17 protein-coding genes are annotated in these 26354 nt (G+C 70.2%); 2 read left to right on the top strand and 15 right to left on the bottom strand.

The window, feature by feature from the left end; translation table 11 throughout:
• Positions 1-26: 26 nt before the first annotated feature.
• The 3 genes from gltX to DVR05_RS00380 form a co-directional block, all read right to left on the bottom strand.
• On the bottom strand, positions 27-1475 hold the full coding sequence (gene gltX / locus DVR05_RS00390) for a glutamate--tRNA ligase (protein ID WP_116243952.1): 1449 nt from the start codon (positions 1473-1475) through the stop codon (positions 27-29).
• A gap of 93 nt (positions 1476-1568) precedes the next feature.
• Positions 1569-2498: a GDSL-type esterase/lipase family protein gene (locus DVR05_RS00385; protein ID WP_116243764.1), complete on the bottom strand. Its 930-nt coding sequence runs from the start codon at positions 2496-2498 to the stop codon at positions 1569-1571.
• Between the two features lie 158 nt (positions 2499-2656).
• Entirely contained in the window at positions 2657-3457 is an 801-nt protein-coding gene (locus DVR05_RS00380; protein WP_116243763.1) for a fumarylacetoacetate hydrolase family protein, read from the bottom strand.
• Between the two features lie 258 nt (positions 3458-3715).
• Here DVR05_RS00380 and DVR05_RS00375 point away from each other — a divergent pair, with 258 nt between their 5' ends.
• Positions 3716-4522: a DUF3152 domain-containing protein gene (locus DVR05_RS00375; RefSeq protein ID WP_116243762.1), complete on the top strand. Its 807-nt coding sequence runs from the start codon at positions 3716-3718 to the stop codon at positions 4520-4522.
• A 31-nt stretch (positions 4523-4553) separates the two neighbouring features.
• Here DVR05_RS00375 and cimA read toward each other — a convergent pair whose 3' ends face one another.
• From cimA to gatB, 12 genes are all read right to left on the bottom strand, one after another.
• A complete protein-coding gene (gene cimA, locus DVR05_RS00370) occupies positions 4554-6164 on the bottom strand; it encodes a citramalate synthase (RefSeq protein ID WP_116243761.1) in 1611 nt (536 codons plus the stop codon).
• Positions 6165-6594: 430 nt separating this feature from the next.
• Positions 6595-7710, bottom strand: coding sequence for a branched-chain amino acid aminotransferase (locus DVR05_RS00365; RefSeq protein ID WP_116243760.1), 1116 nt, complete (start codon positions 7708-7710; stop codon positions 6595-6597).
• Positions 7711-7912: 202 nt separating this feature from the next.
• Complete coding sequence (locus DVR05_RS00360) at positions 7913-8977, bottom strand: 3-isopropylmalate dehydrogenase (RefSeq protein ID WP_116243759.1); 1065 nt, start codon at positions 8975-8977, stop codon at positions 7913-7915.
• A 708-nt stretch (positions 8978-9685) separates the two neighbouring features.
• On the bottom strand, positions 9686-11275 hold the full coding sequence (serA, locus tag DVR05_RS00355) for a phosphoglycerate dehydrogenase (RefSeq protein WP_116243758.1): 1590 nt from the start codon (positions 11273-11275) through the stop codon (positions 9686-9688).
• Positions 11276-11484: 209 nt separating this feature from the next.
• Positions 11485-12480, bottom strand: a complete 996-nt coding sequence (ilvC, locus tag DVR05_RS00350; protein WP_198658974.1) for a ketol-acid reductoisomerase — start codon at positions 12478-12480, stop codon at positions 11485-11487.
• A gap of 73 nt (positions 12481-12553) precedes the next feature.
• Positions 12554-13078 carry an acetolactate synthase small subunit gene (gene ilvN / locus DVR05_RS00345; RefSeq protein WP_026127525.1) on the bottom strand — a complete coding sequence of 175 codons (525 nt, stop codon included), beginning with the start codon at positions 13076-13078 and terminating at the stop codon, positions 12554-12556.
• A gap of 17 nt (positions 13079-13095) precedes the next feature.
• Positions 13096-14856: an acetolactate synthase large subunit gene (locus DVR05_RS00340; protein ID WP_116243756.1), complete on the bottom strand. Its 1761-nt coding sequence runs from the start codon at positions 14854-14856 to the stop codon at positions 13096-13098.
• A gap of 906 nt (positions 14857-15762) precedes the next feature.
• Positions 15763-16188 (bottom strand): antitoxin YezG family protein, encoded by a 426-nt coding sequence (locus DVR05_RS00335; RefSeq protein WP_232831899.1) that lies wholly within the window; start codon positions 16186-16188, stop codon positions 15763-15765.
• Positions 16189-16247: 59 nt separating this feature from the next.
• Positions 16248-19235, bottom strand: coding sequence for a DNA/RNA non-specific endonuclease (locus DVR05_RS00330; protein WP_232831898.1), 2988 nt, complete (start codon positions 19233-19235; stop codon positions 16248-16250).
• A 38-nt stretch (positions 19236-19273) separates the two neighbouring features.
• Complete coding sequence (locus DVR05_RS00325) at positions 19274-19648, bottom strand: DUF6507 family protein (RefSeq protein ID WP_116243754.1); 375 nt, start codon at positions 19646-19648, stop codon at positions 19274-19276.
• A 267-nt stretch (positions 19649-19915) separates the two neighbouring features.
• A complete protein-coding gene (locus DVR05_RS00320; protein WP_116243753.1) occupies positions 19916-22621 on the bottom strand; it encodes a bifunctional diguanylate cyclase/phosphodiesterase in 2706 nt (901 codons plus the stop codon).
• A gap of 325 nt (positions 22622-22946) precedes the next feature.
• Positions 22947-24443, bottom strand: a complete 1497-nt coding sequence (gene gatB / locus DVR05_RS00315) for an Asp-tRNA(Asn)/Glu-tRNA(Gln) amidotransferase subunit GatB (protein ID WP_116243752.1) — start codon at positions 24441-24443, stop codon at positions 22947-22949.
• A 401-nt stretch (positions 24444-24844) separates the two neighbouring features.
• Between gatB and DVR05_RS00310 the strand changes: the two genes are divergently transcribed.
• Positions 24845-26035 carry a Cys-Gln thioester bond-forming surface protein gene (locus DVR05_RS00310; RefSeq protein WP_116243751.1) on the top strand — a complete coding sequence of 397 codons (1191 nt, stop codon included), beginning with the start codon at positions 24845-24847 and terminating at the stop codon, positions 26033-26035.
• The last annotated feature ends 319 nt before the right edge of the window (positions 26036-26354 follow it).

Raw genomic sequence — 26354 nt, 5'->3', positions numbered from 1 at the left:
CTGTGGCCCCGACCACCCCCACCCCCTCACACCTGCGCGGCGTCCTTCTCCTGGGACCGGAGCCGCTCCAGCGCGGCGCCGATCCGGGCCAGGACGCGGTCACGGCCGAGCACCTCCAGCGACTCGAACAGCGGCAGGCCGACCGTGCGCCCGGTCACCGCGACGCGCACGGGCGCCTGCGCCTTGCCGAGCTTGAGCCCGAGCGAGGCACCGGCCTCCTCCGTGGCGGTCTTCAGCGCGTCGGCGGTCCATTCCTGGGCCGGGTCGGCGAAACGGGCCTGGGCGGCCTCCAGCATCTCCCGGCCCACGCCCGGCTTCATCGCCTTGTTCCAGCTCTTCTCGTCCTCCACGGGCTCCCTGAGGAACAGGAAGTCCACGTTGGGCACGATCTCGCTGAGCACGGCCACACGGCTCTGCACGAGCGGGGCGACCGCACGGAACACGGCGGGGTCGTAGTCGGCCGGGTCCCAGGGGGCGGCGTCACCGGACAGCCAGGGCTGGCAGCGGTGGATGAAGTCGTCCAGTTCCAGGGCGCGGATGTACTCGCCGTTGAAGGCGCGCAGCTTCTTCTCGTCGAAGAAGGCGCTGGAGCTGTTGACGTCCGCCACGTCGAACAGCGGCCGCATCTCCTCCCACGGCATGATCTCGCGGTCGTCGCCCGGCGCCCAGCCCAGCAGCATGAGGTAGTTGACCATCGCCTCGGCCAGGTAGCCCTCCTCCTGGTAGGACTCCAGGGCGACCTTGTCACGGCGCTTGGACAGCTTCTTGCGCTGCTCGTTGACGATCACGGGCAGGTGCGCCCACACCGGCGGGGTCAGGCCCAGCGCCTCCCACAAAAGCTGCTGCTTGGGGGTGTTGGACAGGTGCTCCTCACCTCGGATGACGTGGGTGATGCGCATCTCGACGTCGTCGACCACGTTGGCCAGGACGAAGAGCGGGGAGCCGTCGGCGCGGGCGATCACGAAGTCCTCGATGGCGGCGTGGTCGAACTCCACCAGCCCGCGGATCTGGTCCTCGACGACCGTCGGCCCGCCGTCGGGGACGCGGAAGCGCAGGGCGCGTCCCGGACCCGGCTCCAGCCCGCGGTCGCGGCAGAAGCCGTCGTAGCCCAGGTTCGGGTTGTCGCGGCGCTCCTGCACCTGCTCGCGGGTGCAGTCGCAGAAGTAGGCGCGGCCCTCCGCGTACAGGCGCTGGGCGGTCTCGCGGTGCTGCTCGGCGTAGGACGACTGGAAGTAGGGTCCCTCGAAGTGCGGGTCGGCGTCGCTGATCCCCAGCCAGGCCAGCGCGCGGATGATGCCGTCGGTCCACTCCGGGCGGTTGCGGGCCGCGTCGGTGTCCTCGATGCGGAGCACCATGCGCCCCTCGGGGCTCTGCTGCGCCAGGGCCCAGTTGAAGAGCGCGGAACGGGCGCCACCCACGTGGAACATGCCCGTGGGGGACGGGGCGAATCGGGTACGAATAGGAGTCTCAGTCACGGCCACCAGGGTATCGGGGGTGGACGTGCGCTTCCGGGACATCGCTGACGGGCGGCGGTCGGGCCGGGACCGCGAAGGGGCGGCCGCCCCGGGTCAGGTCGCGGTGGACAGGGGCCGGGGGTAGGCGGGGCCCATGCCGAACCGGGCCGAGAGGACGTCGGCGAAGGCCGCGGCGATCTTGACCTCACCGTCGGCGTTGGGGTGGGTGCCGTCGTAGGCGTGCACCGTCGGGTCCCAGCCGCCCATTCCGGCCACGTCCACGCTGACCACGGGCGAGGTGTCCGTGGACAGGTCGGCGGCCACCTCGCGGACGATCTGGTTGTAGGCGTACACGCGCAACGCGAAGCCCTCGTCGGTCTGGGTGAGGGCGATGGGAGGCACCTCGGCGACCACCACGCGCAGGTTCGGGTTGCCCCGCCGGGCGGCCTCCACGTAGTCGCGCAGGCGCCGCTCCATCTCCTCGGTCTCCACCGGCCACAGCAGGTCGTTGACGCCGATCATGACGCACAGCACGTCCGGCTGGTGGACCCGGACCTCCTCCTCGATGGAGCCGAGCGCGTCGAGCAGGGTGCGCCCCCACAGGGCGTTGTGGTCCTGGTCGAAGCCGGGGTCACGGTACTCGACGGTGCCGGGGTCCCCGTCGTCACCGGGCCACCCGGTCGCGGACGGGTCGGTCGGCTCTCCCGGGGCGTCCGTCCCGCCGTCCCCCTCGGTCGGCACCGGAAACATCATGTCCCGTGTCGCGGGGTCGGTGTAGGGGCCGACGAAGTCCAGGTCGTCGACGTGCGGGGCGAGGTGGTTCCACAGGCGGTAGCGCCAGGTCCAGTCGCCGTTGGCGCCCTGGGTCATGGAGTCGCCCGCGATCATGACACGGCTGGGTTCGCGCACGGGGGCCTCCTGCGCGGGGTCGCGGTCAACGGGTCCGAACCGGGTGAGGGCCCACAGACCCGCGCCCAGCGCGACGAGCACGAGGGCCAGCGCTCCGGCGATGACGAGCGGCACTGGACGTCGGCGCTTGGGCACGGGGGTCCTCCCATTTCCCGGGGTCGGCGGTACGGCCGAGCGTACCGCCGACCCCGGCCGCGCCGGGGTTCGGGGCGCGCGGTGTGGAACCGCGACCCACCCCTGGTGGCGCGGGGTGGAGCCCCGATCACCCCGGGTCGATTCGGGGCGCGCGAAAGTCAGTCCCGGGCGACCACGCGGTTGCGGATGGTACCGATCCGCTCGACGGTCACCGCGACCTCCTGGCCGACCCGCACCCGACCCACACCCGCCGGGGTGCCCGTGAGGACCACGTCGCCCGGGAGCAGGGTCATGAACGAGGTGACGTACTCGATGACGGCCGGGATGTCGTGGATGAACCGGGACGTGTGCCCGTCCTGGCGGACCTCACCGTCGACCGTCGTGGTCAGGGCCAGGTTCTGGGCCTCCTCGATGGACAGCCCGGTGGTGATCCAGGGCCCCAGGGGGCAGAAGGAGTCGAACCCCTTCGCCCGCGTCCACTGCTTGTCGCGCTTCTGGAGGTCGCGGGCGGTGACGTCGTTGGCCACGGTGTACCCGAAGACGACGTCCTTGGCGCGCTCGCGGGGCACCTCGCGGCACGGCCGGGAGATGACGAGGGCGAGCTCACCCTCGAAGTGGACCTCCTCGGACGCCGCGGGGTGGAAGATCGGGTCCTGGGGACCGGTCACGGCCGTGGAGGGCTTGAGGAAGACCACGGGCTCGTCAGTGGGCTCACCCGTCACCTCGCGCATCTCCTCGACGTGGTCGGCGTAGTTCTTGCCGACGCACACCACCTTGGTGGGCAGGACGGGCGACAGGAGCCGGACGTCGGAGAGCTTGGCACGCTCGCCGGTCGGAGTGATGTCACCGAGCAGGGGGTGCCCGGTGAGCCGGGCGACGAACTCCTCCCCGCTGTCGGTGTCGGCCTCCACCAGGCCGAACCCGACCTCATCCCCGGACGCGAAACGCGCGATACGCACCTGATGCCTCCCAGCACCCCCGTCGACTCACTTGCGGTTGAAGGGTAACCGCGCCCGGAGACGCGAGCACACGCCGCCGTGCCGAACGGCGGACATCCCGCCACCCACCGGGCTTCCTGGGTCACACCTTGGCACGATTTCGGGTCCGGCTCTGGCATGCTGGAACGGACGTCCGTTGTCGAGAGGTTGCTGCCCGTGCCCACGTCCGCTCCGCGCAGGCGATCCCGCGCCCGGCACCGTCGCCGCCGCCGGTACCCGATGGGCCTGGCGCTCGGCCTGTGCCTGGTCTCCGGGGCCTCCGCCGTGCTCATGGTCGCCGTTCCCGAACCCCGGACCAGCATCGGCGCCCCCGCGGAGACCGGGGCCTCCGCCCTGGTGGAGAACGGGGCGGACGCCGGGCGCGGTTCCGTGCCCGAGGGGTCCGTCAACGCCACCGCCACCCTCCCCGCGACCGAGGACGCCGGTCCACGGGAGAGCGCGCCGGAGGAGGCCGAGAAGGAGGTCCCGGTCCTGCTCCGCTCCGTGGAGGAGGAGGTGGACACCGCCGACGGCGAGATGCGCACCGTGGAGGGTGAGAGCGAGGTCATGGGCGAGGGCCCGCTGCTGACCTTCGCCGTCGAGGTGGAGAAGGGTCTGCCCGGCGACGAGGGGGACTTCGCCGCCGCCGTGGAGAAGATCCTCGGCGACCCCCGCAGCTGGGGCAACGACGGCGAACGGTCGGTCCAGCGGGTGGACGGGGACGACGCCGACGTCCGGGTGATCCTGGCCGCCCCGGACAGCGTCGACCGGCTGTGCGCCCCGCTGCGCACCAACGGGTTCGTCTCGTGCGCCAACGGCAACCGCGCCATCATCAACCAGAACCGGTGGGTGTCGGGTGTGGAGCACTTCGACGGCGACCTGGAGACCTACCGGATCTACCTGATCAACCACGAGGTGGGCCACACCCTCGGCCACGGCCACGTGTTCTGCCCGGGCGAGGGCGAGCTTGCACCGGTGATGCAGCAGCAGACCCTGGACCTCCAGGGCTGCGAGCCCAACGGGTGGGTGTACCCGGACAACGGGTGAGCCCGTGGCCTGCGGGCCTCCGCCCGAGCCCTCAACCCTGCGGATAGCCCTGCCTGAGCAGGCCGTAGGTGACGGCCTGCTCGAGCGCCACCCACGACGCGTCGATGACGTTCGGGCCCACGCCGACCGTGGTCCACTCCCCCGCGCCGTCGCCGAAGGTGATGAGGATCCGCGTGATGGCGTTGGTGCCGGAGGTGCCCTCCAGGATCCTGACCTTGTAGTCGGTCAGTTCCAGACCGGCCAGGGCCGTGTACACGCCCTCCAGCGCGCTGCGCAGCGCGCGGTCCAACGCGTTGACCGGGCCGTTGCCCTCGGCCGTGGCGATCACGCGCTCCCCCTTGACCATGAGCTTCACCGTGGCCTCGGTCAGGCTCTCGTACCCGTCGTCCAGGGGGCTGGCGCCGCTGATGGGACGCCGCTCGGTGATGACCCGCCAGGACTCGGTGTCGAAGTAGCGCACCGGTTCGCCGAGCTCCTCGCGCAGGAGCAGCTCCAGGGACGCGTCGGCCGCCTCGAAGCTGTACCCGGACAGTTCCAGGCCCTTGACCCGGTCCACGACGCGGCCGGAGAGCTCGCGGTCACCGCCCAGGTCCAGGCCCAGTTCGCGGGCCTTGAGTTCGATCGACGCCCGACCGGCCATGTCGGACACGAGCATCCGCATGCGGTTGCCGACGAGGGCGGGATCGGTGTGCTGGTACAGGTCGGGGTCGACCTTGATCGCGGAGGCGTGCAGCCCGGCCTTGTGCGCGAACGCCGACACCCCCACGTAGGGCTGGTGGGTGTCCGGGGTGAGGTTGACGATCTCCGCGATGGCGGTCGCCACCCGGGTCATCTCGGCCAGGCAGCCCTCGGGCAGGACGTCGCGCCCCTGCTTGAGGGCGAGCGCGCCGACGACGGAGAACAGGTTGGCGTTGCCGACCCGCTCGCCGTAGCCGTTGGCCGTGCACTGGACGTGCGTGGCCCCGGCCTCGACGGCGGCGAGGGTGTTGGCGACGGCGCAGCCGGTGTCGTCCTGGGCGTGGATGCCCAGGCGCACCCCGGTGGCCTCGCGGACCTCGGCGACCACCCGGGTCACGTCGGAGGGCAGCATGCCGCCGTTGGTGTCACACAGCACGACCACGTCCGCCCCGGCCTCGGCCGCGGTGCGGACGACGTCGAGGGCGTGTGTGGGGTCGTGGTGGTAGCCGTCGAAGAAGTGCTCACAGTCCACGAACACCCGCTGTCCGTGTTCACGCAGGTGGGACACGGTGTCGGCGATCATGGCGAGGTTCTCGGACAGGGTCGTGCGCAGTGCCCGTTCGACGTGCCGGCCGTCACTCTTGGCGACAAGGGTGACGACCGGTGCGCCGCTGTCGCGCAGAGCGGCCACCTGTGGGTCGTCGGCGGCCCGCACCCCGGCCCGGCGGGTCGCGCCGAACGCGGTGAGTTGCGCGTGCTTCAGCGTGAGCTCTCGTGAAGCCCGCTGGAAGAACTCGGTGTCCTTGGGGTTGGCCCCCGGCCACCCTCCCTCGATGAACGCCACCCCGAAGTCGTCGAGCAGCTGCGCGATGGCCAGCTTGTCGGAGACCCGCAGATTGATCCCCTCGCGCTGGGCACCGTCGCGCAGCGTGGTGTCGAAGACGTGGAAACCGTCATCCCTCATGGGTGGTACTCCCGAAGGTGGACGCCGGGGCAGCGGCCCGGCCAACAAAAAAGACCCCTCGTGGACACGAGAGGTCAGCGCGCTGGCAGGGTCCGTGGGACTGTCCCGGCGTGGATGGGCAGTCGGTCAGCCAGCGCGCCTCACGATAATGAGAACCTGAGACGGCATGAGGCCAGTGTGCCACACGGGAGCGGAGTCTTCGGTGTTCACCGGCGGATTGTCTCACTATCCGAGACGTTGATTTCTCTTTTCGGACTTCTCGCCCCGGGTACGCGCACGTCGGACCGGCACGGCGGAGGGCCGCCCGGAGATCCCGGACGGCCCGCCGTGTTCGCTGTGGACCTCCGCTCGGCTTCGGTCCGTGTTCGGACGCCCCGTAACGGCGCCCCTCGGGTGACCGTTGCACGGACGGAACCCGGAGAGAAAGACCCTAGAAGCGGGTGATCCACCCGTACTTGTCGGCGCGCTGCCCGGTCTGGAGGCCCACGAGCTCCTCGCGCAGGCGCATCGTGACGGGGCCCGGGGTCCCGTCACCGATCCGGAACCCGCCGTCGTCGCTCCTGACGAAACCGACGGGGGTGATCACGGCGGCCGTACCGCAGGCGAAGACCTCGGAGATCTCACCGGACTCGGCGGCCTCGCGCCACTCCTCGACGGACAGCGGCTTCTCCTCGGCCTCGTAGCCGAGGTCGGGCGCCATCCGCAGCAGGGACTCGCGGGTGATGCCCGGCAGGAGGGTGCCGGTGAGCGGCGGCGTGCGCAGGCGCGCGTTCTCGCCGGTGCCGAACACGAACCACAGGTTCATGCCGCCCATCTCCTCGACCCACCGGTGCTCCCGGGCGTCGAGCCAGACCACCTGGTCACAGCCCTTCTCGACCGCCTGCGCCTGGGCGAGGAAGCTGGCCGCGTAGTTGCCCGCGAACTTGGCGGCGCCGGTCCCGCCCGGGGCGGCCCGCGTGTAGTCCTTGGACAGCCAGACGGTCACCGGCTTGACGCCGCCGGAGAAGTAGGAGCCGACCGGCGACGCGATGAGGAGGTAGACGTAGCTGCGGGAGGGGTTGTTCACCCCCAGGCCGACGTCCGTGGCGATCATGAAGGGTCGCAGGTACAGGCTGAAGTCGGGCTTGCTCGGGACCCAGTCACCGTCGTGTTCGAGGAGGAGCTGGATCGACCGGAGGAAGAGGTCCTCGGGGAGCTCCGGCATCGCCATGCGGGCGGCGCTCCTGTTGAACCGCGCCGCGTTGGCCTCCGGACGGAAGGAGGCGAGGGAACCGTCCGGGTGGCGGTAGGCCTTGAGGCCCTCGAAGATCTCCTGCGCGTAGTGCAGGGCGGCCGTGGCCGGGTCCAGGCTCAGCGGACCGTACGGCTCGAGCCTGGCGTCGTGCCAGCCCTTGCCCTCGGTGTAGCGAATGGTCACCATGTGGTCGGTGAACACCTGGCCGAACCCGGGATTCTCCAGCAGTTCCTCTCGTTCCCGCGGGGTCTTCCGCTGGTCGGAGAGCTGGATGTCGAACGTCAACCCGCTTGTGGTGGTGTCGTTGTTCATGTCGTCGATGGTCCTCTCGGGTGCAACAGGTCGGCAGCACCGCCGACCTGGGATCTAGTCTGTCGGAAGAGCGCACCCGGTGCCAGACCGCAGGCGGGCGTGCGACGGGCGCGCTCGGTGGTACCGGGCGCGCCCGTCGGCGTGTGTCTGTGGTGTGGCCGTCGGCCGCGCCCGAGGGAGGGGCAGGGCCGACGGCGTGACGTCAGCCCTGCTCGCCTACTCGCGCGGCGAGGTCGTCACCGATCTGGGAGGTGGAGCGCACCGCGCCGCCCTGGGCACGGGTCTTCAGGTCCGCGGCGACCGCGTCCTCGATCCCGCGGGCGGCCTCGGGCACGCCGAGGTGGTCCAGCATGGTGGCGACCGACAGCACCGTGGCGGTGGGGTCGGCCTTGCCCTGGCCCGCGATGTCGGGGGCGGAGCCGTGCACCGGCTCGAACATGCTGGGGAAGGTGTTGTCCGGGTTGACGTTGCCGCTGGCGGCCAGTCCGATGCCACCGGTGACGGCGGCGCCGATGTCGGTGATGATGTCGCCGAACAGGTTGTCGGTGACCACCACGTCGAAGCGGGCGGGCTGGTTGACGAAGAACATGGCGGCCGCGTCGACGTGGCAGTAGTCGACGGTGACCTGGGGGTACTCGGCGCCGACCTCGCGCACGACCCGCTGCCAGAGATCGCCCGCGAAGGTCAGGACGTTGTCCTTGTGGACCAGGGTGAGCTTCCTGCGCGGCCGGGCGGCGGCCTTGGCGAAGGCGTAGCGGACGACGCGCTCGACTCCGAAGCGGGTGTTGACGCTGTCCTGGGTGGCGATCTCGTGCGGGGTGCCCTTGCGCAGCACGCCCCCGGCGCCCGCGTAGGGGCCCTCGGTGCCCTCGCGCACGACCAGCATGTCGATGTCCTCGGGGGACACGCCCGCCAGGGGGCTGTCGACGCCGGGGAAGAGGCGCACGGGACGCAGGTTGACGTAGTGGTCGAAGTCGAAGCGCAGGCGCAGCAGCAGGCCGCGCTCCAGGACGCCGCTGGGAACGCTCGGATCGCCGACGGCGCCCAGGAGGATCGCCTCGTGCTCGCGGAGTTCGGCCTCGACGGAGTCGGGCAGGGTCTCGCCGGTCCGGTGCCAGAGCTTGGCGCCCAGCTCGTACTCGGTGGTCTCGATGGCGAGGTCGTGCCGGGGGGCGACGGCCTCCAGGACCTTGAGCCCCTCACCGACCACCTCGGGCCCGATCCCGTCACCCGGGATGACGGCCAGTTTCACCGTGCGCGCTGCCATACGGACTGCCTCTAACTCGAACGCGACCCAACCACGCGTGTCTCACATGGCGAGATCAGAATGAACAGTGGATGAGACAAGACTAGGGCATGTCCAGCGGGCTCCCGCCGTCCCTGCGCTCCAGGGCGCCCTGGAGCGCGCGGCGGACCTCGTCCTCGGAGTCGGGCGTGGACGGGTACTCGACCATGTCGTACATGTGATCCTCCGAATGCGACGCGTGACGCCCGCCGGAAAGGCGGCGTCGGCTGCGGATGCGTGCGCTGGGGCCACGCGGAACGGGGCGCGGCGGCCAGGAGTTCCGGGCGCGGAGCGCCTCGGACGTGGGCGGCGATGGCCACGGAAGAAGGAGCGGATCGCCCCGGCGGGATCGACTGCCGGATGTCGCCGCCGCGGGCCCGGTTCGGGCGGGCGGGGCGATGGGCGGCGGCGCCGGGCGGTCGGGCCCGGACCACTGACTCCTAGGACGACAGAATATCGGATGTCCAAGTATTTGACCAGGACGTCTCAACATACGAGACGATCGCGTGTCGACGCTGGTCAGAGGGGTCGCACTCTGACCTCAACACGGCGCGGGGCCGTGCCACGGTCATGGCACGGCCCCGCGCGGGCCGGAAGGTCGGGCACACAGCCCACTCCCGACCTTCCCCTCCGGCAAACCCCGGGCCCGGGGAGGATCACACCTGTGGACGCCCCGGCCCGGAGGGGTCCTCAGTCCTCCAGGTCGATCTGGCGGGTGATGTCCGCCTCGATCTCCGAGGAGATCGAGGCCAGGACCTCGTCCGGCACCGCGGAGTCCACGGTCAGGGCGATGAGCGCCTTGCCGCCCTCCTGGTCCCGGATGACCTGCATGCCCGCGATGTTGACCTGGGCGTCGCCCAGCAGCGCGCCGACCTTGCCCACGATGCCCGGGCGGTCCTCGTAGGAGAGGAACACCATGTGGTCGCTGAGGCTGATCTCCATGCCGTAGTTGTTGATCTCCACCAGCTTCTCGACCTGGCGGGGACCGGTCAGGGTGCCCGAGACCGACACCCGCTGACCGTCGGCCAGCACACCGCGCACGGAGATGAGGTTGCGCCAGTCGCTGTGGTCGTCGCTGGTCACGAGGTTGACCTCGACACCGCGCTCCTTGGCCAGCAGCGGGGCGTTGACGAAGGTCACCGTGTCCTCGACCACGTCGGCGAACACACCCTTGAGCGCGGCGAGCTCCAGCACCTTCACGTCGTGGGCGGCGATCTCCCCGCGCACCTCGACGTCGATCCGGCTGGCGATCGTGCCCGCCAGGGAGGTGAACACCCGGCCCAGCTTCTCCGTGAGCGGCAGCCCCGGCTTGATCTCCTCGGCCACCCCGGTGCCCTGCACGTTCACCGCGTCCGGCACGAACTCGCCGGACAGGGCGAGCTTGACCGAACGGGCGACCTGCGTGCCCGCCTTCTCCTGGGCCTCGGTGGTGCTGGCGCCCAGGTGCGGCGCCACGACGACGTTCTCGAACTCGAACAGCGGGCTGTCGGTGCACGGCTCCTTGGCGAACACGTCGATCCCGGCACCGGCCACCCGGCCGTCCTTGAGCGCGCGGTACAGCGCGTCCTCGTCCAGGATCCCGCCGCGCGCGGCGTTGATGATCCGCACGTTCGGCTTGACCTTGCTCAGCGCCTCGTCACCGATCAGCCCCAGCGTGTCCTTGTTCTTGGGCAGGTGGATGGTGATGAAGTCGCTGCGCTGGAGCAGGTCGTCCAGCGTGGTCATCTCCACACCGATCTGCGCCGCCCGCGCGGGCTGCACGAACGGGTCGTAGGCGATGACCTTGGTGCCGAAGGCCGACAGCCGCTGCGCGACCAGGGCGCCGATCCGGCCCAGGCCGACCACGCCGACGACCTTCTCGTACAGCTCCACACCGGTGTACTTCGAGCGCTTCCACTCCCCGTTGACGAGCGCGTTGTGCGCCGGAGCGGTGTTGCGCGCGCTGGCCAGGAGCAGGTTGATCGCCTGCTCGGCCGCGCTGATGATGTTGGAGGTCGGGGCGTTGACCACCAGGACGCCCGCCTTGGTGGCGGCGTCCACGTCCACGTTGTCCAGACCGACACCGGCTCGGGCCACCACCTGGAGGCGGGAGGCCGCGGCCAGGGCCTCGGCGTCGATCTGCGTCGCGCTGCGCACGATGACGGCGTCCACGTCCGCGAGGGCGGGGAGCAGCTGGGAGCGGTCGGCCCCGTCGACGTGGCGCACCTCGAAGTCCTCTTCGAGCAGCGCGATTCCGGCGGGCGAGAGTTTTTCCGCGACGAGTACGGCGGGTTTGGGCACAGCGATTCCTTTTCGGGTGGTGCTACCGAACGGGTGGAGGGAGCAGCCCGCATCGGGTGTGACGGCCGGTCCAAAGTCTACTGCCGAGGTAGGGAAGCCCGCTGGCCGGTCGGGACCACGGGGCGCGTCCGCTCACCGACCGGGCGTCCCCACCCTCGCGTACGTCTCCGGGGCGGGTGTGCGCACCCGCCCCGGAGACGTCGGACCGGTCAGGCCTTGAGCCAGCTCATGAGCGGGCGCAGCTGGGCGCCCACCTTCTCGATCGGCTCGTTCTGCTCGGCCTCCCGGCGCTTGGTGAAGGTCGGCTGGCCCGCGTCGAACTCGTCCATGAGCTCCTTGGCGTAGCTGCCGTCCTGGATCTCGCGCAGGATCTTGCGCATCTCCTCGCGGGTCTGCTCGGTGATGACGCGCGGGCCGCGGGTGTAGCCGCCGTACTCGGCGTTGTCCGACACCGACCAGTTCATCTTGGAGATGCCGCCCTCGTACATGAGGTCGACGATCAGCTTGAGCTCGTGCAGGCACTCGAAGTAGGCGATCTCCGGCTGGTAGCCCGCCTCGACCAGGGTGGCGAAACCGGCCTTGACCAGCTCCTCGGTGCCGCCGCACAGCACGGCCTGCTCACCGAACAGGTCGGTCTCGGTCTCCTCGGTGAACGTCGTCTTGATGACGCCCGCCTTGGTGCCGCCGATGCCCTTGGCCCAGGACAGCGCCAGGTCCCATGCCTGCCCGCTGGCGTCCTTCTCGACCGCGACCAGGCAGGGCACGCCGCGCCCGGCCTCGTACTGGCGGCGGACCAGGTGGCCCGGGCCCTTGGGGGCGACCATGGCCACGTCGACGCCCTCGGGCGGGGTGATGAGGCCGTAGCGGATGCTGAAGCCGTGGCCGAAGAAGAGCGCGTTGCCCGCCTCCAGGTTGGGCGCGATCTCCTTGGCGTACAGGTCCCGGTGGATGTGGTCGGGGACCAGGATCATGATGACGTCGGCCTCACGGGCGGCCTCGGCGGGGGTGAGGACGCGCAGGCCCTCCTCCTCGGCCTTGGCGCGGCTCTTGGAGCCCTCGGCCAGACCGATCCGCACGTCGACGCCCGAGTCCCGCAGCGACAGCGCGTGCGCGTGCCCCTGGCTGCCGTAGCCGATCACGGCGACCTTCTTGCTCTGGATGAGCGCCAGGTCCGCGGCGTCGTCGTAGTACATCTGTGCTGCCACTTGGGGTTTCTCCTTGATTCTTAACGTTCGTGTCTCGGGCTCGGCACGAGCGTCCGGATGCCCGCGCGGACTCTCAGGCGCTGCGGTCGACCGCGCGCAGGGAGCGATCGGTGATCGACCGGGGCCCACGGCCCAAGGCGACCAGGCCGGACTTGACGAGCTCCCTGATACCGAACGGCTCCAGGTTCTTGACCAGGGCATCGAGCTTCTCGGGATCACCGGTGGCCTCGATGACGACGACGTCCGGGCTGACGTCCACGACGTGCGCGCGGAACAGCTCGGCCGTCTGAAGCACATGGGTGCGGCTGGACGCGTCGGCCTTGACCTTGACGAGCAGGAGCTCGCGCTGGACCGACGCGGTGGTGTCCATCTCCACGATCTTGACGACGTTCACCAGCTTGTTGAGCTGTTTGGTCACCTGCTCCAAGGGGTGGAGGTCGCAGTTGACCACGATCGTCATCCGGGACAGGCCCGCGTACTCGGTGGTGCTGACACTGAGCGAGTCGATGTTGAACCCGCGGCGGGAGAAGAGAGAGGAGGCACGTGCGAGGATACCCGGGGTGTCCTCCACCAGAACGGAAAGCGTGTGACTGCTCATGGTGGTTCGGGCCTCTCCTAGTCCTCGTGTTCCCAGTTCGGCGCCATGTCGCGCGCGTACTGGATGTTGTCGTTGCTGACACCGGGGCCGACCATCGGCCAGACCATGGCGTCGTGGTTGACCGTGAAGTCCACGACGACCGGGGCGTCGTCGATCGACATGGCCTTCTCGATGGTGGCGTCGATGTCCTCGGGGCGCTCGCAACGCAGGCCGACACAACCGTACGCCTCCGCCAGGCGGACGAAGTCGGGGATCCGCACCTTCTCGTCCTTGGGGGCGGTCTGGAGGTTGGTGTTGGAGTAGCGCCCCTCGTAGAACAGGGTCTGCCACTGGCGGACCATGCCCAGGTTGCCGTTGTTGACGACGGCGACCTTGATCGGGATACCCTCGACCGCGCAGGTCGCCAGCTCCTGGTTGGTCATCTGGAAGCAGCCGTCCCCGTCGACCGACCACACCACGCGGTCCGGGTCGCCGACCTTGGCGCCGAGCGCGGCCGGAACGGAGAAGCCCATGGTGCCGAGCCCGCCGGAGTTGACGAAGGCGCCGGGGCGCTCGTAGTCGATGAACTGGGCGGCCCACATCTGGTGCTGGCCGACACCGGCGACGTAGGTGGCCTCCGGACCGGCGATCTTGCCCAGGCGCTGGATGACGGCCTGCGGGGACAGGCTGCCGTCGGTGGCCTCCTCGAACCCCTTCGGGTACGTGGTGCGCAGCCGGTTGAGCTGGTTCCACCAGGCGGCGTAGTCGCCCTCCCGGCCCTTCTCCTGGTCGGCGCGGACCGCGACCACCAGATCGGCGAGCACCTCGCGGCAGTCGCCGACGATGGGCACGTCCGCGTGGCGGTTCTTGGAGATCTCCGCGGGGTCGATGTCGGCGTGGACGATCTTGGCGTCCGGGGCGAAGCTGTCCAGACGGCCGGTGACGCGGTCGTCGAAGCGTGCGCCCAGGGCGACGATGAGGTCGGCCTTCTGGAGGGCGCCGACCGCGGCGACGTCGCCGTGCATGCCGGGCATGCCCACGAACAGGGGGTGGCTGTCGGGGAAGACGCCCCGGGCCATCAGGGTGGTCACGACGGGAACGCCGGTGAGCTCGGCCAGGATCCGCAGCTCGGCCGAGGCCCCGGCCCGCAGGACTCCGCCGCCCACGTACAGGACGGGGCGCCTGGCCTCGCTGATCATCCGGGCGGCCTCACGGACCTGCTTGCCGTGCGGCTTGGTGACCGGACGGTAGCCGGGCAGGTCGAGGCGTTCGGGCCAGGCGAAGTCCGTCGACGCCTGCAGGGCGTCCTTGGCGATGTCGACCAGAACCGGGCCGGGTCGGCCGGTCGAGGCGATGTGGAAGGCCTCCGCGACCGTGCGCGGGATGTCGCGGACGTCGTTGACCAGGAAGTTGTGCTTGGTGATGGGCATCGTGATGCCACAGATGTCGGCTTCCTGGAAGGCGTCGGTGCCGATCATCGGGGAGGCCACCTGGCCGGTGATCGCGACCAGGGGAACCGAGTCCATGTGCGCGTCGGCGAGGGGGGTCACCAGGTTGGTGGCTCCGGGGCCGCTGGTCGCCATGCACACCCCGGGTCGGCCCGTGGCGTAGGCGTATCCCTCAGCCGCGTGGCCCGCTCCCTGCTCGTGGCGCATCAGGATGTGGCGCACCTTGGCCGAGTCGTAGAGGGGGTCGTAGGCGGGGAGGATGGCGCCACCGGGAATCCCGAAGACAGTGTCAACGCCGGCGTGCTCCAGCGACCTGATCAGCGATTGGGCGCCGGTCATCTGCTCGGTCATCTCAAGATCCTTCAGCGAGGGTCCAGAGCGGTACAGCGGCTCTGGCTTGGTGGGTCTGACTCAAGGCCTGGTCAGGCAATAAAAAAACCCCCACCGCGGTGCGGTTGAGGGGTGGCGCGCAGCAGAACCAGGTCAGCTGGCTGCGGCGCGCCGACCAAGTACGAGAATCAGGGAGTTGCTCTGCACGGTCACAACAGTGGCCGAAGGAATGGCCGCGCGTCAACAAGATCGACGTATTGTCTCACTATGCGAGACACCTATGTCAGCATCCGACCATGCGGCGTGACACGCTGCGGCGTTGAACAGGGCAAACCCGACCAAGCGCCCACGCGGATGTAACGCAGAACACGCCGGAGGCGTGCCCGGCCGGGCAGGGCCCGTCCGACCCGTGGACGGAGCCCCGTCGCGGTCGGCGGACGCGGGTTGGAGGCAGGAGGCAGGGGGACGCTCACCCACCACGACGTCGTCCGAGTCGTCGAATGGGGGAACGCCGGGATCGGCGCTTCGGTCGCGTCGCAGCGCGCGTCCGCGCGTGCCCGGACGGCGGCCTCCCGGAGCAGCTTCACCGCGAAGCCCGAGTCGTTCCGCAACAGATCGAGGGGACCCGCGTCGGAATGAGGGCGTGTCGGCAGCGTGGTCAGCACGTCGGCATCCGCGCGGGCGAACGCCGTAACGTCCGGCCATGTCACTGGCTCACGGACACGCGGACACGGACCGACACCCCCACCCCGCTGGCAGGAATAAGCACGATCAGGCGCACATCACGCCCGACCAGGCGGAGGACGAACGCCTGGGACACCGAGATCCGGGGGACTCCCCTTCTCCGACACACCCGATCCGGTCGAACCTGTGGGGTTCCCGGGGGTCGGGGGACAGCGGACCGGACCCCGGTGAGCACCACTCAACTCACTCGGCGCCCCGCCCATCGGCCTCCTCCTGAAGCTTTTCGCGGAGCCAGTCGGGGATGTGCTCCTCGTCCCGCGGGAAGTACTTCAGGTCAACGGTGTACCCCATAGGGGTGGGGAAGGTGAGCCCGGGGTCCTCGTCGTAGTTGAAGTCGACGTTGAACTTTCCGGGCGGAGTGATCACGTACTTCATGGAGAACCACGTGCCCTTGCCCTCCTGATACATCCCCGCCCGAAGGTCGTCGAGCATGAGGCCGAGTCCCACCGGGGACTCCCTGGAGGTTGAACCGTCTTCGTACTCCACCTCCAGGAGAGCGGTGGAATGCTCGATAACCGACTCTCGGAAGTAGGTGATACGGCTCCATCCATCCGGTACGCGATCCAGAACCTTAACCCCGAATTGGGTGAGGATCTCCTGCTGCTGCACCGAGTCGAGATGACCCCGCTTGAAATAATGAGTCGTCATTTTCTTCCCTCTTTCACAGATCACACAAGAGGAGGCAGGTTACTGTATTCCTGAACTCTCATGCGCACTCCATTGAGCCACCATTCAACTTCGACCTTGCTCGGCGGCGCAGGGATCATGATCCTACCATCCTCATCCACGAAGTGCGGAGCCTTGAGGTCATAATCAGCCGGAGCTACAACCGGCTTCAGGTTGGGATCGTAGCTGTTGGTGATCTTTACATCAATTCGCGGGTTTTCAGGATTGCGCGCCAGGGCGTCTTCCCATGTCCCGTCATTGAACTTGGAATTTTCGAAGCCATGCCACTCCCCCTTGTCCCGCATGATTCCACGCCAGGACCGTTCGACATTCCGATAGCTTCCGTCGATGCCGCCACGGGCCTCCTCGGGGATGTCGGAGAGTGCGGTGTCGGTGCGGTTCTGGTTGACGTCGAACCGCATGGGAACCTGGTTCAGGCGCTCACCGATGCCGAAGAATTCGGCGTACCCGATCAGATGGCCGCCGTTCCACTGTATGTCCTGGTACTCCGGAACCTCTCCGGGCTCGGGCGGACGCTGCTCAGTCTCCTCGAACTCCTTCCGGAGCTGTTCGTTCAGCTGTTGGAAGTATGTCCTTCCCTGGGCGTTGACCACGCCCTGCTCTTCCCCGTTCCGGACATTGTGCCCCTTGACGAGCGTACCTTCGACTGATTCGGTCCTGCCGAGGGAGTCGGTGCGATACGTGTAGCGGTCATCGACCACGTACGTCATGTCCGGGCGGGGGCTCTTGAACTCGGGGTGGTTGGCGTTCCAACCATCGGAGTTGGCTCGGATCTCCCGGATCTTCCCGTCACCATCGGTGATGTACTCGGTGCGCCGGACACCGTCGGCCTCGATGACCTCGTAGCGACTGTTCGGGGCGAGATCGAGGCCATCCCCGAACCTCTGTCCCCTACCCGGGATGAATTCCCGGTTCTCGGAGTCGCCGAGGTCGATGGGACGATGCGTGAGGGGCGTCCCCGTGCCGTCGCCTCCACCGCCGCCGCCAGGGGAAAGGCTGCCGCCGATGCTCCTCGAACCGCTTCCACCAGCCGGGGCTGCGTTCGTCGGGGTGTCGCTCGCCTCGTTGACGCGTGTGTCGTTGGGCGAGTCCCCCTTGGTCGGGGCGTCGTTGTCCACGCTGTTGGCGACGTCCGGGGTGCGGTCGCGCAGGTTGGCGCTGCGGCTGTCGCGCACGTCCCCATCCCTGTCGGGCGTGTGGTCGCCGTCATGCCCGCGGTCGCCGATGCCGGTGACGTTCAGGCGGTCCGGTGTCCGGCCGGGGGTGCCCCTGGCCGCGTCCAGAGTGTCGCCGCCTTCCGCGCCCGTCCTCGTCAGGACCTTGGCGTTGTCGGGCTCGGGCCCGTCACCGTGACCGGTGTGTGAGACCTCCCAACCACCCGGGGAATCGGTCTCGCGCAGTCCGAAGTGGGGTTCGTACCGCTCCCCGATACCCCTGGCCTCGGGAAACATCTCGTGCAGGGTCTCGACCGTGCTCGCGTCCCACAGATCCTGCGCGGTGGGGTCCTCGTCCGCAGCACTGCGACGACTGTCGCGGGCACTGGTCGTCTCCGCGCCGTCATCCGCCACGTTCCGCGGGGTCGACGGTGAACCACCGGGGGCCTCCGTGCCCCCGGTCCCGTCCCCACCGCCGCCGAACCGGGCCACCAGCCGTTCCACCGCGCCCTTGACATCCGCCAGGCGTTGCGGGCTCACCCCACCCAGGTCGAGACCGGACAGGTCGATCCGCAGCAGCTCCCGCGACCCCCCGGCGAACCGGGGCAGGTTCACGTTGACGCCGATCCCGGGAGCCTCCACGTCGGGCACGTCCACGTCCGGTATCCGACCGCCGCCCATGTTGCTGACGATGGACGCGCCACGCCAGGCCATCAGCGGCACACCCACCGCCGCGCCCACACCCGTGGCCGACAGCACCGCGCCCACCGCCGTCACACCGATGTTGAGCACCGCCGTGCCGATCACGTAACCGGGCCGCTCGTCCCACTCGGTCCAGGGCACCACCGCGTGCGCCGCGTCCTTCCAGGCCGACCCCACGGTGCCCCACCCGGCCCAGCCCCAGTCGTCGGACTCGGCGTCGTACATCCCCACCAGCGAGGCCACCGACTGGGCGCTGCTCTCCCACTGTTCGACCATCGCGTCGTCCCAGGACATGGCGAACCAACCCTCGGAACTGTGCGCGCCGACCATCGCTCCCAGGTCCTCGACCGCGCCGACGACGTAGTCGCCCACCGCGGCGCCCACGTCCACCCACCAGTGCTCGTCGGTGGTGGCCCCGCCCATCCCCCACTCGGTGGCCAGCTCCGACAGGTCCTGCTCGTAGCCGTGGTAGAACACGTCGGAGCCGAGCTCGCCGTTCTCGGGCACGGCGGCGAACCTGGTGCGGCCGGGAACGTCGGCGTTGATCCGGTTGGCGCAGTCGCGCTCGGCCTCGGCGTACCTCTCGATCAGCGCGGTACCGCGGTCGACGTAGCCCTGGTTCTCCTCGACGTCGGGGCTCTGGCCGATACCGAAGAACCCCTTGATCCCCTCGGCCTCGCGCCACTCGTCGCCCTTGGCGTCGATCCGATCCCGGAACGCGACGGCCTCGGCGCGCAGCGCCGCCCAGTCCGACTTGATCTCGCGCAGTTCCTCGGCGAAGTCCTCCAGGGCGCTGGCGGCTGTGTCCAGGCCGTCTGAGACGGTGTCGCCGTCGGTGGCGACCGGGCGCAGGACGGAGTAGAGCTCCTCGGCTTCGGGTGCGTGGTAGCAACCGGTCAGGTCGCCCCACGAGGTATTGATGTCGTGGCCGGTGTCACTGATGGCTCCACCACGGGTGCGCAGCCGGGAGGCGAGGGTCTCGATGTGGTCGGGCGAGGGGGTGGGGACGGGGAAGCTGTAGGGGCTGATCTTGCCGTCGGCGTCGGTGAGCATGCCGGTCTGCTCCTCGATGGTCAGCGGAGCACCGGCGGCGGGACTGTCGGCAGGGGGCACTGAGGGGTCCTTCGGGGAGGGATGGGGGAGTCCGGGTGTCAGACCAGTCGCATGTTGTCCGCCGGCGGGGTGGGCGGTTCCGGCTCGGGGACCTCTCCGGCGTTGCGCTGGGCCTCCAGCGCCATCTCGGTGTTGCCCTCGACGTAGGCGGTGGTGGCCTCGCTGGTGGCCTCCAGGGCGCTGGCGGTCAGGCTGAGCATGTCGCCCATGAGGCCGAAGTAGTGCTCGGCGAACTCACCGAGGGCGAGGGAGATGGGGGAGCTGTTGATGTGGGCGCTGGCCTGGGTGATGTCGGTCTCCAGCCGGTCCATCTCGCCGAGCAGACCGTCGGAGCCGCCCTCCTGACCGAGGTGGGCGGCGGTCGCGGACAGGACGGATCCGACCTCCTGGGGGGAGATGTTCCAACCTGACACGTGCGCTCCTCCTTCACCTGGCCGGTGGTCGGGGTGTCCGTGCTCCCTTCGGGTGGGTCCGGGCGCTCCCCGCCACACGGCGGCATCTCGTGTCGCTATGGGGCCGATACGTAGGGGATGCCCCGATTTTGTCAGGTTTCAGGAACGTCCGCCGCCCGCGACAGAGCCCGCGCGGGGGCTGGGAGAGGGTGTACCGCTCATCCCGCACGAGGTCAGCGACGGTGCGGGGCGAGGAGGAACACGGCGTGACCGGTTCCGGACACGTGCCTAGAGGTTGGCGCCCGCCTCGCCGCCGACGAGCGCCTCGACCCCGCTGGCGGGCATCGGCCGGGCCACCAGGAAGCCCTGCCCGTGGTCGCAGCCCATCCCGCGCAGCTGTTCGAGCTGCTCGGCGCGCTCGATGCCCTCGGCCACGACCTGCACGCCCAGGTCGCGCCCGAGCTGGATGATCGTGTGGGTGAGCAGCGTGACCGTGTCGTCGCGGCCCAGGTCGGCGATGAACGACGGGTCGATCTTGATCGCGTCCACGCTCAGCTCGCGCAGGTGTGCCAACGACGCGTACCCCATGCCGTAGTCGTCGATGGCGAGCCGGACGCCCAGCGCGCGCAGCTCACCGAGGCGCTCGACGGCTTCGGCGCTGTCGCCCAGCAGGACGTCCTCGTCCACCTCGAGGGTGAGCACCTCGGCGGGCAGGCCCGTCTCGGCGAGGATCTCCTCGACCGTCCGCACGAAGCGCGGTGACAGCACCTGCTTGGCGGACAGGTTCACCGACAGCCCGATCTCCCAGTCCGACACCCGCCACACGGCGACCTTCGCGCAGGCCTCCCGCAGGATCCACTCCCCCAGGGGGACGATCATCCCCGACTCCTCGGCCGCCCCGAGGAAGGCGTCCGGGCCGACCACCTCACCGTCGCGGTCCCAGCGCACGAGCGCCTCCACCGCCGTCACCTGGGAGGAGCCCAGGTCCACGATCGGCTGGTACTCCAGGAAGAACTCGCCACCCGCGAGCGCCTCGCGCAGCCGGATCTGAAGCTCCAGGCGGGAGACGACCGTGTCGTGCATGTGCGCCGCGTACACCTCCACGTGGCCGCTGCCGCTCTCCTTGGCGCGCGTCATCGCCACGTCGGCGTTGCGCAGCAGTTCCCCGCTGTCGATCGTGGGCTCGGCGAAGGCGACGCCGATGCTCGCCGTCAGGACGATGTCCCGGTCGGCGACCTGGAACGGTTCGGAGGCGATCGCCCTGCCCAGGCGCTCGGCCAGGTCCACCACCTGTTGGGCGCGCGGCATCCCCTCGACCAGGACCGCGAACTCGTCCCCGCCCCAGCGCGCGAGCGTCGCGGAGGACTCCAGTTCGCCGCGGAGCCTGCGGGCCGCCTGCCCCAGCAGGTGGTCGCCGCGCACGTGCCCGGCGGAGTCGTTGACGGCCGTGAAGCCGTCCAGGTCCAGGAAGATCACCGCGACGTCCTCGGCGGGTTCCTCACTGATCGCCCGGTGTGCCAGCACGTCGCTGGCCCGCTCCTCCAGGTAGGCGCGGTTGGGCAGCCCGGTGACGCCGTCGTGGAAGGTCAGGTGCTCCACCTCGTCCTGGAGCGCCACCTGCGCGCTGATGTCGCGGGTGGTCACCAGGAGCCGCGCGGGCTCGCCCGGCTGCTCGTACAGCGAGACCGTCGACTCGGTGTGCCGCCACGTCCCGTCCGCGGCGCGCACGCGCAGCCGCAGGTGGACGCCCTGGCCCCCGCGACCGGTGAACAGGTCGGTGACCGCCTGGGTGCGCGACAGGTCCTCGGGGTGGATGAGCGCGGTGACCGGGGCGGCGAGCATGTCCTCCAGCCGGTAGCCGAACGCCTCCGCCGTGCCCGGGCTGGCGTGGTGGACGGCGCCGTCGCGGTCCACGATGAGGATGACGTCGCCGCTGTTGCGCGCCAGCTCGTGGAAGTGCCCCTCGCGGTTGCGCACCATGCGCGTGAGCGTGGAGTTCTCCTCCAGCATGCCGACGACGCGGACGAGCAGCACGACCACCGCGGTTCCGGCGGCCAGCGGCAGGACGGCGGCGACCCCGGGCAGCCCGAGCGCGGCCACGGTCAGGACGACGGTGGCCACGAACAGGGCGCCGATGGCGGCGAGCTCGGGGGCGAACCGGTACAGGCCCCGGCCGGTGATGCGGCGCGGGGTCGCGGCCTGGCGGTGCTCGACCAGCCACGGCAGCGCGCCCAGGACGGCGAAACCGAGGAGTTTGACCGGGTACTCGATCCCCCCGGCCACGGGCGGCCCGGTCAGCCGGGTGATCGCGCCGATCAGGTCCGCCCCGGCGATGAGGACCAGCGAGCCGATCGCCCACAGGACCGCGCGCCGGGTGCTGTGCGGCGACATGAACACCAGGGGCACCAGCAGGCACAGGACGACGATGTCGGCGACCGGATAGACCAGGGCGAAGCCGAGGAACCCGGAGCCCTCCCCCAGCTCCTGGTAGAGCGGGGCGAAGATCAGCACCCACACGACGGAGAACACGGCTGCGGCGCACACGTAGCTGTCGGTGATGTGCCGCAGAGCGGTCCGGAATCCGCCCGGCCACGGCGCGAACCGGGTGAATCCGACTACGAAGAGTGGCAGGGCGGTGAGAGCGAAGAGATCACCCAACGTGAGCGAGAACACCGATCCCGAGCTGAGCAGACCCGTGATTCCGTGGGTGAGACCGCCCAGGCACCAGGCGAACGCGGCGAAGGCCAGGTTGCGGAGTGCGGCAACGCCGTCGGCCCCGTCCGCCTGCGCGCCCCGGTCCGCGCCGTTGGTCGCCCAGCGGTGTGAGGCGGACAGCAGGGACACGCCGGCCGCGCCCGCCGCGAGCGTCGTCGGCCACTCCCCCAGGTCCGCGGCCAGTGTCCCGTCCGGTGTGGGCACGAGCGTCAGTGCGGCATGGAGCAGGAACAGCGCCCCCACACCCACCAACCACGGCTGGGCCGCCCTACCGCCCATCACCGGCCTCCCGGTGTGCGGGGCGCGGGGTACGCGGCGTCCGGCCGCCGTCGCGCTCTCTCCTCGGACATGGGACACCAACCTCGCGTCGATCGACTCCGGGAACGGCACGGCGCCCGAACCTCGGTCCGCCGTCCGCGCCTCGTGGGAGCGCGGCGAACCGGTGCCCGACGGCCCGGGAGAGCGCGCACACCCCCGTGTCCGGCCACCCTACGCAACCAAGGTCACACAGCGATTGAGGACCGACAGAGAGTTGACGTCGGAGTCGTGACACTCAGTAACGATCGGGCGTGCGCCGGAGACTCGGACGCACGCCCGGTCCGGCTCACTTCGCGCCGAGCCTCTCCAGGATGAGCTCACGTGCCCGGCCGGCGTCGGCCTGGCCCCGGGTCGCCTTCATGACGGCGCCGACGAGGGCGCCGGCCGCGGCGACCTTGCCGCCGCGCACCTTCTCCGCGACGTCGGGGTTGGCGGTGATCGCCTCGTCGACGGCGGCGCCGAGCGCGCCGTCGTCGCTGACCACCTTCAGGCCCCGGGCCTCCACGACCGCGTCGGGCTCACCCTCACCGGCCAGGACGCCCTCGACGACCTGGCGGGCCAGCTTGTTGGTGAGCGTGCCCTCGGCGACGAGCGCGATGATCCGGGCCACCTGACCGGGTGTGATCGGCAGGGAGGCCAGCTCGACCTCCTGCTCCGTGGCGCGGCGGGACAGCTCGTTCAGCCACAGTTTACGGGCCTCGGCCGACGGCGCCCCGGCCGCGACGGTCGCCTCGACCAGGTCGATGGCGTCGGCGTTGACCAGGTCGCGCAGTTCGGTGTCGGTGAGGTTCCACTCGGCCCGGACCCGGGCCCGCTTGGCGGCGGGCAGCTCGGGCAGGGTGGCCCGCAGCTCCTCGATCCACTCCTCGGAGGGGGCGACGGGGACCAGGTCGGGGTCCGGGAAGTACCGGTAGTCCTGGGCCTCCTCCTTGGAGCGGCCGGAGATGCTGCGGCCGGTGTTCTCCTGGAAGTGCCGCGTCTCCTGGACGACCTTCTGGCCGTCCTCCAGCACACCGGCCTGGCGCTCGATCTCGGAGCGGACGGCACGCTCGACGGAACGCAGGGAGTTGACGTTCTTGGTCTCGCTGCGGGTGCCCCACTCGTCGGCGCCGCGCTCGTTGATGGACACGTTCACGTCGCAGCGCATGGAACCCTCCTCCATGCGCACGTCGGAGATGCCCAGGGAGCGGACCAGGTCGCGCAGCTCGGCGGCGTAGGCACGGGCGACCAGCGGGGCGAGTTCGCCGGTGCCGGTGATGGGCTTGGTGACGATCTCCAGCAGCGGGATGCCCGCGCGGTTGTAGTCGACGATCGAGTAGTCGGCGCCGTGGATCCGACCGGTGGCGCCGCCCACGTGGGAGGTCTTGCCGGTGTCCTCCTCCATGTGGACGCGCTCGATGTCCACGCGGAAGACGCGGGGCCCCTCGGGGGTGTCGACGGTCACGTCGAGGTGGCCGTCGACGCAGATCGGCTCGTCGTACTGGGAGATCTGGTAGTTCTTCGGCATGTCCGGATAGAAGTAGTTCTTCCGGGCGAACCGGCCCCAGGGTGCGATGGAGCAGTTGAGCGCCAGACCCAGCCGGATCGCGCCCTCGACGGCCTTCCTGTTGACGACCGGAAGCGAACCGGGGAGCGCGAGGCAGACCGGGCACACCTGGGTGTTGGGCTCCGCTCCGAACGCGGTGGGGCAGGAGCAGAACATCTTGGAGGCGGTACCCAGCTCGATGTGGGTCTCCAAGCCGAGTACGGGCTCGTACTTGGCCAGCGCCTGCTCGTAGGCCACCGGGGTGGGGCCGCTGTTCGGGGCAGTGCTGGGAGTTACCGCGTGGGCCATCGCCGCAAACCCGTTTCCGTAGAGGACATACCTTCCAGGTCAGCCTACCGAGAGTACGGGGGTGACCGTCCCTCCCGTCGCCCTCCATCAGCCGCGGGGTCTCCTCCGGTGCGGTGTCCCCACGTCGGCGCGGCATCCCCACTCCGTCTTCTTCCACCACCCGCGACCGGTGCCTCCGCCCCGACGCCCCTCCCGCGTGGCGCGGATGTCACGGCCAGCACACGATTGCGCCGCTGTCCGACCCTCACCCCGTCACGCAGGGTGCCGGGCCGTTAGTCTGGGTGGTCCAAGATCGTGGTTTCGTCGGCTGGGCTCCGGGTCCGCCGTCCTTTTCCGGGGAGCATGTGAGCGTGTGGAGCATTCTGCGTCGGTGCGCCGCCGTACTGACGTCGGCGGCTCTCATCGGCGGCCTGAGCGGCGCCCCCGCGGCTCTCGCCGAGGACTTCTCCCGAGTGGACCGCGATCCGCTCCAGGGCAACGAGATCGTCCTCGCTGACGGGACCGAGGTCCCCACCGCCCTGTTCAGTCTCCGTGTGGCCGACAGCGCCTCCGTGAGCGCCTACACGGCCGAGGCGGAGGGCGAGGTGCGCCCGCGCGCCGCCTACGTCGAGTCAGCGTGGAACGACGATCCGCAGTGGACCGAAATCGAGGCGGTGACGGACCCCGTGGACCGGGCGACCTGGGTGGTCGCCAACTCCTACCCCCAGGTGACACTCACGGATCTAGCGCTGGCCTCGGGGACGGTCTTCCTCGACGAACGCCAGGCGATCGCGGGCACCCAGGCCGCCCTGTGGCACGTCCTGGACGGGGTGGAACTCGATCCCGACGCCAACGACGCCGCCGTGACCGCGCTGTACGAGTACCTCGTCGCGGGCAGCGAGGAGGCGCCCGACGACTCCGGCGCGCCGTCCATGCGGATCAGCCCGACCCAGTTGGAGACCGTGGCGCCCGAGGAGCCCCTCGGTCCGCTGACCGTGACCAGCTCCGGCACCGACCCGGTCCGGGTCTCGGTGCGGGGCGCCCCGGCGTCCTGGCTGGTCGACGCGGACGGCGAACAGGTGCGCCGGGTGCGTGACGGGGAGTCGGTCTACCTCGACGTGGACCCGTCGGTCCCGGCCGGGGTGGTGACCCTGCACGCACGCGGAGACGACGTGCCGCTGCCCGAGGGCCGTCTGTTCACCGGTCGGGACGGGGTGCGCACGCAACCGCTGATCACCGCGGAGCCCGGAACCGCGACGCGTACGGTGACGGCCACCCTCACCTGGCACTCCGAGGAACCGGAGGAGATCGCGAGCCCCGAACCCCCAACCCCCGTGCCCTCGGCCCCCGAGCCCGAGTCCGCCGCCGGGACGGGCGACTCCGCGGCCGGGGTGCCCAACGCCACACCCTCCGGCCCGGCCTCCGCCGAGCCGGAGGGGCGAAGCGCGGACGACGACCTCGCGGGGACGGGGACCTGGGTGTCGGGACTGCTGATCATCGCCGGTGCGCTGGTCGTCTCCGGCCTGATCATCCTCGTTCTGGGCCGCCAGCGCCGGAGCTGAACCGGCACGCACGCGTGCGTGTTCCCACCCCGCTGGCGTCGTGATCGGGACACGGTTCGACGATTTTTGTCCATGTCCGATTCACGGACAAAATCGGCGGAGTGGGTTGGAAGAGGCGGAGCCGGTCGCTAGTATCGACCCGCGGCAGACATTCCACGACGAACGCGGCCCGCTCCCGCGTTGGCGCCCACACCGATGACGCGTCCACCCCACGGACGCGGTGCCACGCTTTTTGGACCGTCCGGTGACCGCCCCAGGCGGCTGTGACGACCCCCGAAGACTCGTCCCGCCCGCCGTGCGTGTGCGTGGAGGCCGTGCC

Source organism: Nocardiopsis sp. FIRDI 009, assembly GCF_003386285.1.
Lineage (GTDB): Bacteria > Actinomycetota > Actinomycetes > Streptosporangiales > Streptosporangiaceae > Nocardiopsis.
This window is presented reverse-complemented; position numbering and strand designations above follow the sequence as displayed.

Bases quoted from the DNA above. Each gene is read 5' to 3' on its own strand.
- DVR05_RS00375 (WP_116243762.1), top strand. From the start codon at position 3,716: ATGGGCCTGGCGCTCGGCCTGTGCCTGGTCTCCGGGGCCTCCGCCGTG.
- cimA (WP_116243761.1), bottom strand. From the start codon at position 6,164: ATGAGGGATGACGGTTTCCACGTCTTCGACACCACGCTGCGCGACGGT.
- DVR05_RS00365 (WP_116243760.1), bottom strand. From the start codon at position 7,710: ATGAACAACGACACCACCACAAGCGGGTTGACGTTCGACATCCAGCTC.
- DVR05_RS00360 (WP_116243759.1), bottom strand. From the start codon at position 8,977: ATGGCAGCGCGCACGGTGAAACTGGCCGTCATCCCGGGTGACGGGATC.
- ilvN (WP_026127525.1), bottom strand. From the start codon at position 13,078: ATGAGCAGTCACACGCTTTCCGTTCTGGTGGAGGACACCCCGGGTATC.
- DVR05_RS00340 (WP_116243756.1), bottom strand. From the start codon at position 14,856: ATGACCGAGCAGATGACCGGCGCCCAATCGCTGATCAGGTCGCTGGAG.
- DVR05_RS00320 (WP_116243753.1), bottom strand. From the start codon at position 22,621: ATGGGCGGTAGGGCGGCCCAGCCGTGGTTGGTGGGTGTGGGGGCGCTG.